Below are 16036 nucleotides of genomic sequence, written 5' to 3'. Positions count from 1 at the left end.
AGGCAGGCAGGGCCGGGACCGCCGAGGGCTTACCCCCGGCGGCGGCCGGTCGCCGCCGCCCGGCCGCCGCCACCTCCCTGAACAGCGCGTCCCCCCTCACCCGCGTGATCGTCTTCGGTGCCGTGGGGCTCACCGGCTTCCTGCCGAACCTGCTCGCCCTGAAACTGCTGACCGCCTCCGGCCTGCACTACCTGCCGTCCGAAATCGTGGCGAACCAATTCGGCGTCGTATGGAACTTCCTGCTCACCGAGGCCGTGCTCTTCCGCGACCGCCGCGCCCACCGCCGATGGCCGGACCGGCTGCTGCGCGTCGCGGCACTGGCCAACGCCGACCTGCTGCTGCGCATCCCGCTGATCGCGCTGTTCGTCGGCGGCCTCGGCATGGGCGTGCTGCCCGCGACGGCGCTGGCCCTGCTGACCACCTTCGTACTGCGCTACGCCGCCACGGAGGCGCTGGTCTACCTCCCGCGCCCCGGCAGGAGCCGCCGCGGCGGACGGCACCGCCGTGACAGAACGGCACCGCCGTGACAGAAGGGACAAGTGATGGCATGCCCTTGAACGTGACCGCACGCAGACGCACCAGCCGTGCCGGACGGCGACGACGCACTCGCGCGGCAGCCGCCCTGCTCCTCGCCTCGAGCGCCTCCTTCGGCCTGCTGCTCGCGGCACCCGGCCCGGCCGAGGCGGGCTCGAACCTGGTGGTCAACCCCGGCTTCGAGTCCGTACGGGGCTCCGACGCCATGCCCACCTGCTGGGCGAAGTCGGGGTGGGGCGACAACGACGCCACGATCACCACCACCGACCAGGCGCACAGCGGCACGCGGGCGCTGTCGCTCTCCATCACGCGCCGCGTCGACGGCGACCGCAAGGCGCTGATGGTCGAGGACAGCTCGTGCGCGCCCAATGTGACGCCGTCTCACCAGTACGACCTGTCCCTCTGGTACAAGAGCACCACTCCCGACGCGTCCATCACCGTCTTCCGCCATGACGTCAAGGCCGGCTGGCAGTACTGGACCGACCTCAAGACGCTGCCGGTCAGCGCCGCGTACACACGCGCGAGCGTCCGTACCCCCGTCGTGCCGCCCGGCACCGACCAGATCACCTGGGGCGTGTCCGTCCACGGCACCGGCACGGTCACCACCGACGACTACGACATGCAGGACGCCACCCAGCCCACCACGGGCGCCGCCTGCAGTGCCGGTGAGGCCTGCACCAGGGGCAGCTGGGCGGTCATGCCGTTCAAGAACCCCGTGCGCAGCATGCACTCGGTCGTCCTGCACAACGGCAAGGTGCTGCTGGTGGCCGGCTCCGGCAACGACCCCGCCATGTTCAAGGCGGGCACCTTCACCTCGGCCGTGTACGACCCGAAGACCGGCGCGATGAGGACGATCCCGACGCCCGTCGACATGTTCTGCGCCGGGCACGTCCAGCTCTCGGACGGCCGGGTCCTCATCATGAGCGGCAACAAGGACTACCCGGCGGCCGACGGCAGCCACGGCTACGAGGGCTTCAAAGACAGTTATGTCTTCGACCCCGCGTCGGAGACGTACATCAGGACCAACGACATGAACGAGGGCCACTGGTACCCCTCGGCCACCATCCTCGGCAACGGCGACGTCATCAGCTTCGGCGGCCTCAAGGAGGACTCGACGGGCAGCGTGACCGCCGAGAAGTTCTCCCACCAGCAGCAGAAATGGCTGCCGCGCGGCGAGGTCAACCAGACCTGGTCGTACTGGGGCCTGTACCCGTCCATGATCCTGATGCAGGACGGGCGGCTGTTCTACTCCGGCAGCCATGTCTTCGGCGACGGCACGCCGGGCACGGGCGCGTCCGTCTACGACTACGACGCCAACCGCATCACCGACGTACCGGGGCTGCAGGACAAGGACCACCGCGACCAGTCGATGAGCGTGCTGCTGCCGCCCGCCCAGGACCAGCGCGTGCTGACGATGGGCGGCGGCCAGGTCAACACCAACCCCGAGGCGAGCCGCCTGACCGACATCATCGACCTCAAGGCGCCCGACCCCCGCTACACCCCCGGCCCGCTGCTCCCCCAGGGCACGGTCGACCAGGGCCAGGGCCCCAAGCCGCAGACGGGCGGACAGGGCAAGATGTACGTCTCGGCGGTGCTGATGCCCGACGGCAAGGTGCTGGAGACGGGCGGCGGCCTGCACGACCGGGCGGACCCGGTGTACGAGGCGTCGATGTTCGACCCGGCGACGAACACCTTCCGCGGCGGTCTGGCCACCGACCCGATCCCGCGCACGTACCACTCGTCGGCGTTCCTGCTGCCGGACGGCCGGGTGATGGCGGTCGGCGACAACCCCGGCAACGGCACCTTCAACGACAACATCTCCGTCTACACCCCGCCCTACCTCTACAAGGGCGCCCGGCCGCAGATCACATCGGTGGCGAACAACAAGTGGCAGTACGCGAGCACGCAGCGGATCACGGTCGACCGGCCGGTCGTCAAGGCCGAGCTGATCCGCCCGGCGGCGGTGACCCACTCGTCGGACCCCAACCAGCGCTTCGTCGACCTGCCGATGACCGTCGGCACCGACGGCACCACCATCGACCTCAACGTCACCAGCAACCCCAACCTGGCCCCGCCGGGCTGGTACATGCTCTTCGCCGTCGACGCGGACGGCGTCCCCTCGGTCGCCTCGTGGGTCCACCTGGGCGGGCCGGAGGCGCTGGCGGCGCCGATGGTGCACGACTTCGCGGGGAAGCCGGGCCACGAGGCCAAGGGCCCGGGGAAGGAGCGCGGTTCACACCCGGTCCCGGCCCAGATCGCCGGCTGCGACAGGCACTACGGAGCCGCGAACGTCTGCGTCCCGACGGCCTTCCCGAAGTCGGTCCCGCCGACGACGGCGGGCCGGTGCGCGTGGCTGAAGTCCCATGACTACCGCGACCTGAGGCTCAACGGCCGGGACGACCCACTGCGGCTGGACCCGGACAGAAACGGTCGGGCCTGCGGCTGAGGCCCCGGTACGCCACGTACGACGCCGCCGCGCAGTCCGCCGCGCGGCGGCACCGCGGGCTCGGCCTCTGCGGGACCGCCGCGGGCAGGCCGGGCGGCCGAAGAGCGGCGTAGTCGCCGAACCGCCGGGTACCGCAGCGCTCGCAGCGGTGACTGCCGTCGGCGTCGTGCGTCCACCCCGAGGGGTGAGGGCAGCCGGATGTCAGCACGGGTGGGCCTCCGCCTGGTGCCGTCGTACGGCGACGGTCAGGTCCACGGCCTGCCGGGTGCGCCCCCTGTCCACGGCCCGCCGCTGGGCGGTGCACAGAAAGACGCAGATTCCGCACCGGGGCGTGCGCCCGGGGGACAGCAGCTCGAACCACAACGCCTTGCCGTGACGTGAGGCTTGGCGGCAACTCCCCCACTCGTCGGCCCACTGCCGCACGAGCATGAGCCCCCGCCCGGCCTCACTGTCGGCCCCACCGCTTCTCTCCGAGGGCACGACGGGACTGGTGTCCCACACCGTCACCCGAACCCTCTCCCCCACCCGCCCGCGCAGCCGGACGGAGCAGGGCCCGTCGGTGTGCTCGTACGCGTTGGTGACCAGCTCACTGGCCAGCAGCTCGGCGACGTCGGCGACATCCGACATGCCGTGACTGTGCAGCACGGCCCGCAGCGCGAGCCGGGCCACGCCGGGCGAGCGGGGGTCGTGCGGGAGTTCGAGGGTGTACGTCCAGGGGTGCGACGGCGATACGGTGGCCATGAAGTCTCCTGGCGGGAGGTGGAGTTGGCGTGAAGTGGTTGGCTGAGACCGTAGCGTCATTCATGGACTGCATTCCATGAAATCAATGAACCGTAGCCCGCTAGACCGGATCGAGTGACTGAACAAGCACGTGTACGAGTAACGCGAGGAACACCATGCCGCCGAGCACTCCCCCACTGACCGTTCGACGCCGTCGCCTTGGCACCGAGCTGCGACGGCTGCGCGAACGAGCGGATCTGTCCGCCACCGAGGCGGCTGCGCGAATCGGAATCACCCAGTCGCGGGTCAGCAACATCGAGGCGGGCCGCTACGGAGTCAGCGCGGACAGGGTGCGCGCCTTTGCCCGTAGCTATGACTGCTCGGATCAGGTTTTGATCGACGCGCTGGCCGCGATGACCGGTGAACGGAAACGAGGCTGGTGGGAGGAGTACCGAGGCATTCTGCCTCCGGCCCTACTCGACCTCGCAGAGATCGAACATCACGCAACCTCTCTGCGAGGGGCATACGTGGCCCACCTGCCCGGGTTGCTCCAGACACCGGAACATGCGCGTGCGATCTTCAGGCAGGCCGTACCTGCCTTCTCACCGCCCGAAGTCGAGCATCGTGTGTCTCACCGCATCAAGCGTCAGGTCGTTCTCCACCAGGAGAGGCCGACTCCGTACACGGCCATCATCCATGAGGCGGCACTACGAATGGGATTCGGTGGAGCATCCACGACGCTCGGCCAGCTTCGCCACATCCTGGAGATGTCGGAACACGAGCATGTCACCGTTCTCGTCATCCCCTTCGCTGCTGGAGACTTTCCGGGCTCCGGCCAGTCCGTCCTGTACGCGCACGGCGCTGTCAAGCAGCTCGATGCCGTGCACCTCGACACCGAGGTGGGGTCCACGCTGCTCGACTCGGAGGCCAAACTCGAGCGATACCGCGTTGTACTCGACCGCATGGAAGATGTCGCACTTCGCGAGAAACTCTCGCGCGACCTGATTCACAGAATCGTGCAATCCCTGGAAGGAGAGTGACGTGACCTCTCTCAACTGGCAGAAGACTTCGTACAGTGCCCAAGGCGACGCCTGCCTCTACCTCGCAGCAGACATAGCCGGACAGAAGTCGTCGTACAGCGGCGAAGGCGACGCCTGCGTCTACGTAAACGCAGCTGCCGCCGGAACGATCCACCTCCGCGAGAGCGACGCCCCCGACGTCATCCTCACCACCACCCCCCAAAGACTCCGCCCCCTCATATCCGGCATAAAAGCCGGCACCCTCGACCGGGCGGCAGCCCGAACCGCACAGGCCACCCGCTAGGTGTGTGAGCCCGCCATTTCCTCGAAGTGGAACGCGTTGATGTAGCAGTCGCGCGGCTGCTGAATGGCGAAGGTGATGCAGTCGATCACCGACTGGGCGGCCAGGGGGTCGTGCGCGCCGCGCGGGGTGGCGTCCCATTCCGGGGACCGGGGATCGCGGCTGCTGTCGAAGTCCGGCGGGAACAGGGAGATCACGCGCACGCCCTGGGGGCGCAGGCGGTGGGAGAGGGCTTCGGTGAAGCCGCGCTGGGCGTGCTTGGCGGCGTAGTACGCCTCGTGGGCGCTGGGGTGCTGAACGCCGGGCACGCCGCAGTTGGACACCATGGTGACCACGTCGGGGCGGTCGGAGGCGAGCAGCAGGGGCAGCAGGTTCTTGGTGACCAGGATGGTGCCGGTGCCGCCGGAGGCGAGGGTGTCGGCCACGTCCTCGTCGGAGGCGGACAGCAGATCGGGGCCTTCCAGCCAGCGGGCGCCGTTGTTGACCAGGACGTCGATGCGGTCGGTACGTTCGGCGACCGACTGGGCGAAGGCCCGGATGGCGGCGGGATCGGTGAGGTCGCAGGCGAAGGCATGGACCTTCTCGTGGCCGCGGTCGAGGAGTTCGGTGCGGGTGCGTTCGGCGGCTTCCAGGGTGCGGGCGGCGAGGAAGAGTTCGGCGCCGAGGCCGGCGAAGTGGTGGGCGAGGGCGCGGCCGAAGTCGCGGCCGGCGCCGGTGATGACGATGCGGCGGTCGGTGAGGTTCACGCGGAGCCCTCCAGCGCGGCACGCCACACCGGGCTGTCGACGTAGTGGTTGTCGAATCGTTCGCCCGACTCGGCGATCTCCTTGGGGTCGGCCTCGCCGCGCAGCACCCGGCCGAGCAGGCGCAGGTAGTCGAACCGGCCCATGCCCGGGGTGAACACGAACAGGACGTCCGCCTCGGAGCCGGGGGCCGCGGCGAAGGCGTGCGGGGTGTGGGGCGGGACGGCGAGGAAGTCGCCCGCGTCGAGGACGGTGATCTCGTCACCGACCAGCACCCGCAGGGATCCGCTGATCACGAAGAACAGCTCGGTCGCCTTGGTGTGGAAGTGGGCGGGCGCGCCCACCGCGCCCTCGGCGAAGGTGGACCGGTAGCTCGTGAAGCCGGCGGCGCCGCTCGTCTCGCCGAGCAGGGTCATCACGCTGCTGGGGTCGGCGCAGGTCTCGGCGTCGGCACAGCGGGTCAGTACCGGCTGGAAGGGGGCGGCGGTCGTTTCCTCGTTCATGACCACGACTTTACGATCTTGATTGACCCGCTGACGAGGCCATTTCGACGCCGGGATCCTGGGCCAATTCGGTAGCGACCTACCCCTCCCCCAGCACCTTGAACAGGTACACGTCCGCGTGCCCGCCGGGCACGCCCGGCACGCGTCCGACCTCGGTGTACCCGTGCCGCTGATAGAAGCCGGGCGCCTGGAAGGTGTAGGAGGAGACCATCACGCGGTCGCAGCCACGCCGCACGGCCTCGGCCTCGCCGGCGAGCAGCAGCTTGGCGCCCCAGCCGTCCGCCCGGCTCTCCTCGCGCACCCACAGCAGCTCGATGCCGCAGAGCCCGCCCCAGGTCCAGGCGGTCAGGCCACCGATGAGCCCGCCGTCGTCGTCCGTCGCCTTCACGGAGAACTCGTCGTGCGGGAGGTGGCCTGTGGCCGCGTCGTTGAAGTCGTCGAGCTCGTTCTCGAGCCGCTCGGTGAGCTCGGCGTCGTTGCCGCCGACGGTCAGGACCGGGTTCAGGGCCGGCTTCTCCACAGCAGTCATGCAGCGCAGTATGTGCACAAAGCGCCGCATCCGCCATCGAATTCGGTGGGCCGCCGCACTACCGCAGAAGTTTACGAAGAGGGTCAACTGTGCGTTGGACGACCCGGGTCGGCGGCCTCCGTAGGCTGCGCAGTGCTCAACGACGGTCAGAACTCTCCCATTCTCCCGGAAGGGGACAGTCGTGGCACTTTCCTTCAAACTCGCCCGCGTGCGGCGCACCGCGCTCATGGCCGGTGCGGCGACCGTCCTGGCGGCCTCGGCGGGTACGTTCACATCGGTCACATCGGCTTCCGCGCAGACCTCATCGGAGTCGGCGGCTGCGTTCGCCCCGAGGGACTGCCCGTACGGCTACTTCTGCGGCTACAAGAAGCCGAACTTCAAGGAGCTGAAGTTCAGGTTCAAGGACTGCTACTTGCAGGAGATCCCGGACGGCCTGACCGGCAAGGGATCCTGGTACAACAACCAGACCGAGGGCACGGTGGCGATCATGTACGGCGAGCACAAGGAGTTCGTCTACGCGACGCCCGGAGCGCCCTCCTCGGACAAGAACGGCAACTGGCGCCCCATCTGGTACATCGACGCCTGTTAGCACAGGCGAGGCGCCAAGAGGCCGGGCCGCCGAGGAGTTCCCTCCTCGGCGGCCCGGTCGTTCGCGGCCGAACGGTGTTGCTCTCGGGACCTCGAAGCGTCAAGATCACTTACGGGCTGCCTGGTACGGACCAGGACGCGGCCTCCGCCGACCGCTCCCGCCGACTCCGCGAGGTTTCATGCTGCGATACGTCCTGCCCGCCCTGCCCGCGCTGATGGCAGCCGGTGCACTCGCCGCCGCGATCGGTGTGATCGTAAATCGGCGTCGCCTCAACGCGGCCTGGTACAGGGGCGTCACCGTCGAGGGCCGCTGCCTGCGGACATACGAGACGCGGACCACCTGGCGGCGCGGCCTGCGCGAGAACACCCACAGCACACTCAGCCACGTCTACGAGTTCACCACCCCGGACGGGCGGACACTGCGCTTCGAGGAGGAAGGACCGGCCACGGTCTTCGACGGGGACACCGTCCCGGTGCGCTACCCCCAGGGCCGGCCGGACCGGGCGACGGCCCTGCCGCCGGGCGACCGGGGGACGAGGGCCAAGTTCCGCCTGAAGCTGGCCTTTCTCGGCTTCGCCACGCTGCTGTGTCTGGGGGCGACGGCCGTGTTCTTCGTGGCCACGAGCTTCATGTCGGACGCGGTCGACGAGGTCGACAAGATCCGGAAGCACGAACCGTCCCTGGACCCCACCACCCCCGCGCCCGCCCCGCCGCCCCCGAGCCTCCCCCCGCTCCCCAGCGGCCCACCGGACGACTTCCCCACGGACTTCCCCAAGCCCCCCACCGGCTGGCCCACCGACATACCGGACATGCCGAAGCCGCCCGGCAACCCGCCGCGTTAGGCCGCCGGGACGACCCGGCAAACGGGCCGGGTCCGTACCCACAGGCTCACAGGTCCCGTGCCTTCTCGTAGGCGGCCAGTTCCTCGGCATTGCCGATGAAGGCCGGGCCGCAGTGTGGTGGTAGGCGATCGACGACCATCGCTACCGCGGCCTGCGCGCTGTCCGTCTCGGCGATCCGCGGGCTGCTCCGACTCGGTCCTTCGACGTAGTACCAGCCGTCCCCCAGTGTGCCGATATAGGGGATGTCCCAGGTGTAGCGGATCTCTGTGCACCTGCTGAAGTGCAGCTCCCACATACCGGTCCAGGGGTGGAGCTGACGTAGCAGCGGCTCGGCATGCGCCACCCGGACCAGCTCGGCGAACGGTTCCCGCAGCGGTGATCCTTCCGGTCGGGAAGGTTCGCCGGCAGTGGTGATGATGTCGCGCCAGGCTGCATCGACGATGCTGGTCATGCCGTGAATTGTGCGGGTCCTGCGGCCCTGCCGCCAGAGATCACTTGCTGATGGATCCAGTGCATAGGGCAGAAGCGCCGACGTCGATCCCCCCGTGGCCGGCGTCGGCGCTCCCGTGTCCCCCGTTACCCCGGAATCATCGCGTTTGGGGAGGTCGCGGCGCCATGGGAAGAACTGCCCATGCCGGAAGCCGTCAGGGCACCAGACCCGCCTGCTTGGCCAGCAGTACCGTGGAGACCCGGTTGTTGGTGCCCAGCTTGCGGTAGATCTTCTCGAGGTGACGGTTGACCGTGTGCGGGGAGATGGTCAGGCGGCGGCCGATGCCGGTGGCCGTGATGCCCTCGGAGAGGAGGCCCAGGACGGTCAGTTCGCGAGGAGTCAGGCCGTGGGACGTCGGTGGGGCGAGCGCACGGGCAGCGGGGCGGGCGGCCGCCGCCGCGGCGGCCTCGCGCAGGCGGTGGAGTTCGCGCACATGGCGGTCGGCGGAGACCAGCAGCGGCTGGATCCGTACCGCGAAGGCGAGGTCGTGCTCGGTGAACTCGCCGTCGCGGGCCAGCGAGATCGTGCGCAGCGAGCCGTCCTCGGCGGGCATGGGCAGGGCCAGCTGGTCGGTGGTGCCGTAGTCCCGGTAGGCCTCGCTGCGCCACTCCGAGTGGCGCCACCGGTGGTCGCCGCAGATCTGGCTCATCGTCACGGGCGCGAGCTCGCCCGCCGCGAGGTAGCCGATCACGGGATGGCGCTGTTGCGTCCGGCGCCGGACCACGTCGGTGATGGCGTCGGCGCCGAGCCGGGCCGGCGCCCAGCCCTCGGCCTGACCCGTGGGGGCCGACTCGCGGGGGATGCTGGCGAAGATCGCCGTACCGCAGTCGAGGGCCTGCAGCAGGTGCTCCGCGATCAGGTGCCGCAGCGACTCGGGGTTGCCGCTCTCCAGCACCGCGACGACGAGGTCGAGCATCCGCTCGTAGTCCCGCGCGTGAAGCTGTGGCATGGCGGCTGCCTTCCCCTTGATCCACCCCCCGATCCGCCCCGGCGCCCGTACGCGGGGTAGCCCCCTGTCACCGCATGTTACGGGGCGCCGACCCGCCCCCGCACCGACGCCGGTAGGGCGGAGGTGGCCCCGCCCGAGCCGGCCCGCGCCGGAACCAGCCCCGCCTCCTGCGCCAGCAGCACCGTCGAGACCCGGTTGTTCGTACCGAGCTTCCGGTAGATCTTCTCCAGGTGCCGGTTGACCGTGCTCGGGGAGATCGCCAGGCGCCGCGCGATGCCGAGCGCCGTCAGGCCCTCGGCCAGCAGACCCAGCACCGTCAGTTCCCTGGGCGTCAGACCGTGCCGCGAGGGGTGGTCCGTCGTCAGGGCCGGCGCGCTGCCGCGCAGCCGGTTCAGCTCCTGCACATGGTTGCCCACGGTGGCCAGCAACGGCTGGACACGGGCGGCGAAGGCGAGGTCGTGCGTCCTGAACCGGCCGTCGCGGCCCATCAGAACCAGCCGTACCGTGCCGGGGGCGCCCGAGCTGCCGGAAACGGGCAGGCCCAGTTGCTGGGTGACACCGAAGTCCCGGCGGGCCTCCTGGTACCACTGGGTCTGCCGCCAGCCGTCGCAGATCTCGCTCACCGTCACCGGCGCGTGCGCACCGCTCGCGGTGTACGCGAGCAGCGGGTGGTGCTGGCGGACCCGCCGCGGGACGAGATCGCCGACGAACCGGCCGATCCGCGCGGGCGCCCACCCCTCGATGCGCCCCGTCCCCTCCGCGACGTCCACCACCGAGAAGGTCGCCGAGTCGCACCCCATCGCCTCGAGCAGGTGCCCGGTGACGAGGTGCCACGCCGACTCCGTGGCGTCGTTCTCCAGAACCGCTACGGCCAGGTCGAGCATGCGCTCGTAATCACGCCCATGGAGCTGCGCCATGTGTCCTTCCAGCCCACCCTTCCCCCCGTCAATCAATCACCCGGTCATTCAGTCATTCGGTCGTTCGGCCGGCCTTGACGGCCAGTCCCACCTGGCCCTTTCCCCCCTCCAAGCCCCCGTCAGCCCCAGCGCCCCGTGCGTCCCAGCAGCAACGCCGCAGCCGCCGTACCGGCCGTCGACGTGCGCAGCACGCTCGGGCCCAGGCGGTAGGGGTGGGCGCCCGCGTCGGCGAACGCGGCGAGCTCCTCCGGGGAGACGCCGCCCTCCGGGCCGACGACCAGCACGATGGAGCCGGTCTCCGGCAGCTCGGCCGTCGCCAGCGGCGTGCTGCCCTCCTCGTGCAGCACCGCCGCGAACGTGGCATCGGCCAGCAGGGCCGCGACCTGCTTGGTCGTCATGGCCTCGGCCACCGACGGGAAGCGCAGGCGACGCGACTGCTTGCCCGCCTCCCGCGCCGTCGCCCGCCACTTGCCCAGCGACTTCAGCCCGCGCTCGCCCTTCCACTGCGTGACGCACCGCGAGGCCGCCCACGGCACGATGGCGTCGACCCCGGTCTCGGTCATCGTCTCGACGGCGAGTTCGCCGCGGTCGCCCTTCGGCAACGCCTGGACGACCGTGATGCGCGGCTGCGGCAGCGGCTCGGAACGTACGGAGGTGACGGCGACCTCCAGGTGGTCCTTGCCCTCGACGGCGGCCACGGTGCCGAAGGCGCCCGTGCCGTCGCCGTCCGTCAGGACGATCTCCTCGCCCACGCGCAGCCGTCGCACGGACACCGCGTGGCGGCCCTCGGACCCGCCGAGGGGGAAGACGGTGCCGGGGAAGACGCCCGTCAGGGAGCCCTCTTCGACCAGGAACACCGGCGCTGTCATGACGTACTCGCTCTCTCGGACTTTCTGATCAACAAATCGATCGCCGAATCCGCGTCAACGACCCGAATCGACGCACCACATCGACGCACCACATCGACGCACCACATCGGCGAACCCGGTCAGCAACCCGGCGACCCGCACGCCGCGGCCAGTTCCGCGACCAGCACGCCCACCAGCTCGCCCGCCGGCAGCTCCCGCGCCAGCCGGTGGCCCTGCCCCGCCCACAGCGCCATGGCCTGCGGGTCGCCCGCCGCGGCGGCCGCCCGGCGCAGGCCCGAGGTCAGGTGGTGGACCTGCGGGTACGCGGCCGGTGCGTAGGGGCCGTGTTCTCGGATGAAACGGTTCACCAGGCCGCGCGCCGGGCGCCCGGTGAAGGCCCGGGTCAGCTCCGTCCGTACGAACAACGCGTCGCTCAGGGCCCGCTTGTGCAGAGGATGCGCCCCCGACTCCGGGCAGGGCAGGAAGGCCGTGCCCAGCTGCGCGGCGCTCGCGCCCGCGGCGAGGACGGCGGCTATCTGGTCGCCGCGCATCAGCCCGCCCGCCGCGACGACCGGCATCGGCACGCTCTCGCGGACCTCGGCCAGCAGCGGCAGCAACCCGGCCCCCGCGCCGACGCCGTCCGCGTGCGGGTCGTCGTGGTGGGTGCCCTGGTGGCCGCCGGCCTCGACGCCCTGGACGCACACCGCGTCCGCGCCCGCCTCCCGCGCGGCCCGTGCCTCGGCGGCCGAGGTCACGGTCACGATCGTCACCGTGCCGACCCGGGCGAGGGCGTCCACGGCCGCACGCGAGGGGCACCCGAAAGTGAAGGAGACGACGGGCACGGGGTCCTCGAGGAGGACGGCGAGCTTGGCGTCGTAGGCGTCGTCACAGCTCTGGTCCGGCTCCCCCAGCGGGGTGCGGTACCAGGTGGCCTCGCCGGCCAGCTGCTCGGCGTACACCTCGACCGCGGCCGGGTCGGCGGCGGGCGGCTGCGGCATGAAGAGGTTGACGCCGAAGGGGCGGGAGGTGCGGGCGCGGAGCTGCTTGATCTCCTCGTACATCGCCGCCGGCGTCTTGTACCCGGCGGCGAGGAAGCCGAGGCCGCCGGCCTCGCTGACAGCCGCGGCGAGCGCCGGGGTGGAGCCGCCGCCCGCCATGGGGGCCTGCACGATCGGGTGCTCGAAGAGTCTGGTCAGTCCGGGCAACGGAGCCATGACCACATCGTGTCACAAACCGACCGGGCTGCCCGGAGGGCGGTTCTTTCCGGCCCGCGCCGGACCGCGCGCCGCGCGGAGGGCGGTTCTTTCCGGCCCGCCCCGGTCGGTGCCCGCAAACGCCGGACGGGCCGCATGCGCGGCCCGTCCGGAACGGGAGTCAGGGCCTACCGCCCGTTGAACGCGTCCTTCAAGCGCGAGAACAGCCCCTGCTGCCCCGGCTTGAACTCGCCCATCGGGCGCTCCTCGTTGCGCATCTTCGCCAGCTGCCGCAGCAGTTCCTCCTGCTGCGGGTCCAGCTTGGTGGGCGTGGTGACCTCGACGTGCACGATGAGGTCGCCGCGGCCACCGCCGCGCAGGTGGGTGACGCCACGCTGGTGCAGCGGGATCGACTGGCCGGACTGGGTGCCGGGCCGGATGTCGATCTCCTCGACGCCGTCCAGCGTCTCCAGCGGCACCTTGGTGCCGAGCGCAGCCGCCGTCATCGGGATGGTGACCGTGCAGTGCAGGTCGTCGCCGCGGCGCTGGAAGACCGGGTGCGGGGTCTCGTGGATCTCCACGTAGAGGTCGCCGGCGGGGCCGCCGCCGGGGCCGACCTCGCCCTCGCCCGCGAGCTGGATGCGGGTGCCGTTGTCGACACCGGCGGGGATCTTGACGGTCAGGTTCCGCCGCGACCGGACGCGGCCGTCGCCGGCGCACTCCGGGCACGGGGTCGGCACCACGGTGCCGAAGCCCTGGCACTGCGGGCAGGGGCGGGAGGTCATGACCTGGCCCAGGAAGGACCGGGTGACCTGCGAGACCTCGCCACGGCCGCGGCACATGTCACAGGTCTGCGCGGACGTGCCCGGGGCCGCGCCCTCGCCGCTGCAGGTCGTGCAGACGACCGCGGTGTCGACCTGGATGTCCTTGGTGGTGCCGAAGGCGGCCTCCGGGAGGCTGACTTCGAGCCGGATCATGGCGTCCTGGCCGCGGCGCGTGCGCGAGCGCGGGCCGCGCTGCGAGGCCTGGCCGAAGAAGGCGTCCATGATGTCGGAGAAGTTGCCGAAGCCCGCGCCGAAGCCGCCGGCACCGGCACCCGCGCCGCCCGAGGAGGACAGCGGGTCGCCACCGAGGTCGTAGACCTGCTTCTTCTGCGGGTCCGAGAGCACCTCGTAAGCGGCGTTGATCTCCTTGAACCGCTCCTGCGTCTTCGGGTCCGGGTTGACGTCCGGGTGCAGCTCGCGCGCGAGACGGCGGAAGGCCTTCTTGATCTCGTCCTGCGAGGCATCGCGCCGTACGCCCAGGACCGCGTAGTAATCCGTGGCCACTTACGACTCCGCCAGGATCTGTCCGACGTAACGTGCCACTGCGCGTACCGCTCCCATCGTTCCGGGGTAGTCCATGCGGGTCGGTCCGACCACGCCGAGTTTGGCGACGGCCTCGTCGCCCGAACCGTAGCCGACGGCGACGACCGATGTGGAGTTCAGTCCCTCGTGGGCGTTCTCGTGACCGATGCGCACGGTCATCCCCGAGTCCTTGGCCTCGCCGAGCAGCTTGAGCAGGACGACCTGCTCCTCCAACGCCTCCAGCACGGGCCGGATCGTCAGCGGGAAGTCATGACCGAAACGAGTGAGATTGGCGGTGCCGCCGATCATCAGCCGTTCCTCGGTCTCCTCAACCAGCGTCTCGAGCAGGGTGGCGAGAACCGTAGAAACGGTTCCGCGCTCGTCCTGCTCGAACGAATCCGGAAGGTCCTGCACCAGCTGCGGCACATCCGTGAAGCGCCGCCCCACGACCCGGCTGTTCAGCCGCGCGCGCAGGTCGGCCAGCGCGTTCTCCCCCACCGGCGCCGGGCAGTCGATCATGCGCTGCTCGACCCGTCCGGTATCCGTGATCAGTACGAGCATGACCCGGGCCGGAGCGAGCGCGAGCAGCTCCACATGACGCACGGTCGAACGGCTCAGCGAGGGGTACTGCACCACCGCGACCTGCCGGGTCAGCTGCGCCAGCAGCCGTACCGTGCGGGCCACCACGTCGTCCAGGTCGACCGCGCCGTCCAGGAAGTTCTGGATGGCGCGCCGCTCCGGCGTCGACAGCGGCTTGACGCCCGCCAGCTTGTCGACGAACAGGCGGTAGCCCTTGTCGGTCGGGATGCGGCCGGCGCTCGTGTGGGGCTGGGCGATGAAACCCTCGTCCTCCAGCGCGGCCATGTCGTTGCGCACCGTGGCCGGGGACACCCCCAGGCGGTGGCGCTCGGTGAGGGCCTTGGAGCCGACGGGCTCCTCGGTGCCCACGTAGTCCTGGACGATGGCGCGCAACACTTCGAGCCTGCGTTCGCTCAGCATCGCGCGCACCTCCAGTCGGTCCAGTGGTTCAGCCGTCGTACGGGTTGTACGTGTTGTACGGGTTGTGCAAGGGCTCGTACGGGGGACTTCGGAAGGCCCCCGTCCCTGGCACTCAAAGGTCAAGAGTGCCAAAACCCTCCAGCCAGTGTACGGCCGGGCACCACGGCCAGGGCAAGGGCCGTCCTCGCCGCGCGCCCTCGGACGCCGCTCCCGCGGGCGTCCGGCGTCCCGTCCCGTGCCCGTCCCGTGCCCGTCCGGCGTCCGTCCGGGCGGGCAACGGCACCGGTCTGCCGTTAGCGTCACGGTATGGAGACGCAAGGGGAATCCGGCGGCGCGGGGGCGCACTGGGAACGGCTCGCGCCGGGTGTCGTACGCCGCAGGCTGCCGGGCTGGGACGCCACCGTCGGGGCGGTCGCGGGCCCGGACGGGGTGCTGGTCGTGGACACCGGTTCGTCCCTGCGCGAGGGCACCGGGATCCGGCGCGAGGTGCAGCAGATCTTCGGCCGGTCCGTGACGCACATCGCACTCACGCACCCCCACTTCGACCACGTCCTGGGCACCGCCGCGTTCTCGGGCGTGCAGGTGTACGGGGCGGTGGGGCTCGGCGAACTGCTGCGCAGCCGGCGCGAGCGCGAGGAGCTGCGGCGCGAGGCGATGCGGTACGGGGTGCCGCGCGAGGCCGCGGCGGAGGCGGTGGAACTGCTCGTACCGCCCCAGCACGCCGTGTCCGGCGAGGTCCTGGTGGACCTGGGCGGCGGGCGGCGGGCGCTGCTGGCGAACGTCGGGCCGGGGCACACGGCCTACGACCTGGCCGTTCTCGTGCCGGGCTCGGACCGCGCCCCGGACGTCGTCTTCTGCGGCGACATCGTGGAGGAGTCCGGGGAGCCGCAGGCCGGCCCGGACGCGCTGCCGCGCGCGTGGCCGGCGGCACTGGACCGGCTGCTCGCGCTGGGCGGCGAGGACGCGGTGTACGTGCCGGGGCACGGGGCCGTGGTGGACGCGGAATTCGTCCGGGGACAGCGTGAGGCGTTGCGGGCCCGCTTCGGCAGGTGATGATCCACAATGGCGC

The 16036-nt window shown here is 70.9% G+C and carries 18 protein-coding genes and 1 pseudogene; 7 read left to right on the top strand and 12 right to left on the bottom strand.

Annotated features, from left to right (window positions below; all coding sequences use genetic code 11):
* Positions 1-23: 23 nt before the first annotated feature.
* Positions 24-527 (top strand): annotated as a pseudogene (locus tag ACIG36_RS02150) (GtrA family protein); the annotation flags it as partial.
* 95 nt (positions 528-622) lie between these two features.
* Positions 623-2980 (top strand): galactose oxidase-like domain-containing protein, encoded by a 2358-nt coding sequence (locus tag ACIG36_RS02145; RefSeq protein ID WP_399922137.1) that lies wholly within the window; start codon positions 623-625, stop codon positions 2978-2980.
* On the opposite strand, the gene ACIG36_RS02140 is transcribed toward ACIG36_RS02145, so the two are convergent.
* Together ACIG36_RS02140 and ACIG36_RS02135 are read right to left on the bottom strand one after the other, a co-directional pair.
* Positions 2919-3188: a DUF6255 family natural product biosynthesis protein gene (locus ACIG36_RS02140; RefSeq protein WP_399920415.1), complete on the bottom strand. Its 270-nt coding sequence runs from the start codon at positions 3186-3188 to the stop codon at positions 2919-2921. The two genes, ACIG36_RS02145 and ACIG36_RS02140, sit on opposite strands and share 62 nt — an antisense overlap.
* Positions 3182-3721, bottom strand: a complete 540-nt coding sequence (locus ACIG36_RS02135) for an ATP-binding protein (RefSeq protein WP_399920411.1) — start codon at positions 3719-3721, stop codon at positions 3182-3184. Before ACIG36_RS02135 ends, ACIG36_RS02140 begins: the two co-directional genes overlap by 7 nt.
* 155 nt (positions 3722-3876) lie before the next feature.
* Between ACIG36_RS02135 and ACIG36_RS02130 the strand changes: the two genes are divergently transcribed.
* Both ACIG36_RS02130 and ACIG36_RS02125 read left to right on the top strand, forming a co-directional pair.
* Complete coding sequence (locus ACIG36_RS02130; protein ID WP_399920408.1) at positions 3877-4740, top strand: helix-turn-helix domain-containing protein; 864 nt, start codon at positions 3877-3879, stop codon at positions 4738-4740.
* A 1-nt stretch (position 4741) separates the two neighbouring features.
* A complete protein-coding gene (locus ACIG36_RS02125) occupies positions 4742-5023 on the top strand; it encodes a DUF397 domain-containing protein (protein ID WP_399920405.1) in 282 nt (93 codons plus the stop codon).
* Here ACIG36_RS02125 and ACIG36_RS02120 read toward each other — a convergent pair.
* The 3 genes from ACIG36_RS02120 to ACIG36_RS02110 form a co-directional block, all read right to left on the bottom strand.
* A complete protein-coding gene (locus ACIG36_RS02120; RefSeq protein WP_399920402.1) occupies positions 5020-5766 on the bottom strand; it encodes an SDR family oxidoreductase in 747 nt (248 codons plus the stop codon). The two genes, ACIG36_RS02125 and ACIG36_RS02120, sit on opposite strands and share 4 nt — an antisense overlap.
* Positions 5763-6266 (bottom strand): cupin domain-containing protein, encoded by a 504-nt coding sequence (locus tag ACIG36_RS02115; protein ID WP_399920398.1) that lies wholly within the window; start codon positions 6264-6266, stop codon positions 5763-5765. The genes ACIG36_RS02120 and ACIG36_RS02115 overlap by 4 nt, the downstream gene beginning before the upstream one ends.
* Positions 6267-6345: 79 nt before the next feature.
* On the bottom strand, positions 6346-6795 hold the full coding sequence (locus ACIG36_RS02110; protein WP_399920395.1) for a GNAT family N-acetyltransferase: 450 nt from the start codon (positions 6793-6795) through the stop codon (positions 6346-6348).
* A 181-nt stretch (positions 6796-6976) separates the two neighbouring features.
* On the opposite strand from ACIG36_RS02110, the gene ACIG36_RS02105 reads away from it, so the two are divergent.
* Together ACIG36_RS02105 and ACIG36_RS02100 are read left to right on the top strand one after the other, a co-directional pair.
* Positions 6977-7384, top strand: coding sequence for a hypothetical protein (locus tag ACIG36_RS02105; protein ID WP_399920392.1), 408 nt, complete (start codon positions 6977-6979; stop codon positions 7382-7384).
* 178 nt (positions 7385-7562) lie between these two features.
* Positions 7563-8225 (top strand): DUF3592 domain-containing protein, encoded by a 663-nt coding sequence (locus ACIG36_RS02100; protein ID WP_399920389.1) that lies wholly within the window; start codon positions 7563-7565, stop codon positions 8223-8225.
* 46 nt (positions 8226-8271) lie between these two features.
* Here ACIG36_RS02100 and ACIG36_RS02095 read toward each other — a convergent pair whose 3' ends face one another.
* The 7 genes from ACIG36_RS02095 to hrcA form a co-directional block, all read right to left on the bottom strand.
* Complete coding sequence (locus ACIG36_RS02095) at positions 8272-8676, bottom strand: DUF6193 family natural product biosynthesis protein (RefSeq protein WP_399920386.1); 405 nt, start codon at positions 8674-8676, stop codon at positions 8272-8274.
* Between the two features lie 193 nt (positions 8677-8869).
* Positions 8870-9664, bottom strand: coding sequence for a response regulator transcription factor (locus tag ACIG36_RS02090; RefSeq protein WP_399920383.1), 795 nt, complete (start codon positions 9662-9664; stop codon positions 8870-8872).
* 77 nt (positions 9665-9741) lie between these two features.
* The gene (locus tag ACIG36_RS02085; protein ID WP_399920380.1) at positions 9742-10581 is read right to left on the bottom strand and encodes a LuxR C-terminal-related transcriptional regulator; all 840 of its coding nucleotides are present in this window, start codon (positions 10579-10581) and stop codon (positions 9742-9744) included.
* Positions 10582-10700: 119 nt separating this feature from the next.
* On the bottom strand, positions 10701-11450 hold the full coding sequence (locus ACIG36_RS02080) for a 16S rRNA (uracil(1498)-N(3))-methyltransferase (RefSeq protein WP_399920377.1): 750 nt from the start codon (positions 11448-11450) through the stop codon (positions 10701-10703).
* A 119-nt stretch (positions 11451-11569) separates the two neighbouring features.
* Complete coding sequence (locus ACIG36_RS02075; protein ID WP_399920374.1) at positions 11570-12643, bottom strand: nitronate monooxygenase; 1074 nt, start codon at positions 12641-12643, stop codon at positions 11570-11572.
* 167 nt (positions 12644-12810) lie between these two features.
* A complete protein-coding gene (gene dnaJ, locus ACIG36_RS02070; protein ID WP_399920371.1) occupies positions 12811-13950 on the bottom strand; it encodes a molecular chaperone DnaJ in 1140 nt (379 codons plus the stop codon).
* On the bottom strand, positions 13951-14967 hold the full coding sequence (gene hrcA, locus ACIG36_RS02065) for a heat-inducible transcriptional repressor HrcA (RefSeq protein WP_399920368.1): 1017 nt from the start codon (positions 14965-14967) through the stop codon (positions 13951-13953).
* A gap of 306 nt (positions 14968-15273) precedes the next feature.
* Here hrcA and ACIG36_RS02060 point away from each other — a divergent pair, with 306 nt between their 5' ends.
* Positions 15274-16020 carry an MBL fold metallo-hydrolase gene (locus ACIG36_RS02060; RefSeq protein WP_399920365.1) on the top strand — a complete coding sequence of 249 codons (747 nt, stop codon included), beginning with the start codon at positions 15274-15276 and terminating at the stop codon, positions 16018-16020.
* The last annotated feature ends 16 nt before the right edge of the window (positions 16021-16036 follow it).

The organism is Streptomyces sp. NPDC053048 (genome assembly GCF_044547045.1).
Lineage (GTDB): Bacteria > Actinomycetota > Actinomycetes > Streptomycetales > Streptomycetaceae > Streptomyces.
This window is presented reverse-complemented; position numbering and strand designations above follow the sequence as displayed.